The following is a 598-nucleotide window of genomic DNA, read 5'->3' on the forward strand; positions in this document are numbered from 1 at the left end:
CCCACTACCGTCGAGCACATCCGGTTGTCGGCCCCTGCAACACCGGGCCGTCACCGCCCCGCCGACCAGCTCACTCGAGGAACACCATGACCACGGACACCCAACCGCACGGCCGCGTCCTCGCCGACGAGCACCTCGAACAGTCCGCCCGCCGCTCCCCGCCCGGCAGCCCCGGCCCGGCCGGAACGCACGACCTGCACCTGCTACCCGCCTACTACGCCCTCGTCGCCAGCGGATCCAAGACCGTCGAGGTGCGCACCGCCAGCCCGGCCAAGAACCTCATCCGCCCGGGCGACCGGATCGACTTCCGCACCGACCACCACCAGCCGGTCTCCTCCGAGGTGATCCGCCTCGCCCTCTACCCGGACTTCGCGGCCCTCGTCAACGCAGAGAACCCGGCCGCGATCAACCCGACCACCGACCGGCGCGGCATCCTCGCCGCTCTGCGCGGCATCTACCCGCCCACGAAGGAGAAGCTGGGCGCACTCGCCATCGAGATCGCCCTGTTGCCGGAGCGCCACTCCGACCGGTAGCCAGCTGGGCGGCGGCAGCACGGCCGGACGACCTGCCGAATGGAACGGACGCGCAGGGCACGCGC

At 72.1% G+C, this 598-nt stretch carries 1 protein-coding gene; it reads left to right on the plus strand.

Translation table 11 applies throughout. The annotated features are described in order from the left end of the window. The first annotated feature begins 86 nt into the window (after positions 1 to 86). The gene (locus ABD323_RS43950) at positions 87 to 533 is read left to right on the plus strand and encodes an RNA-binding protein (RefSeq protein ID WP_344447604.1); all 447 of its coding nucleotides are present in this window, start codon (positions 87 to 89) and stop codon (positions 531 to 533) included. The last annotated feature ends 65 nt before the right edge of the window (positions 534 to 598 follow it).

The organism is Kitasatospora nipponensis (genome assembly GCF_039528135.1).
In the GTDB taxonomy this organism is placed as follows: Bacteria; Actinomycetota; Actinomycetes; order Streptomycetales; family Streptomycetaceae; genus Kitasatospora; species Kitasatospora nipponensis.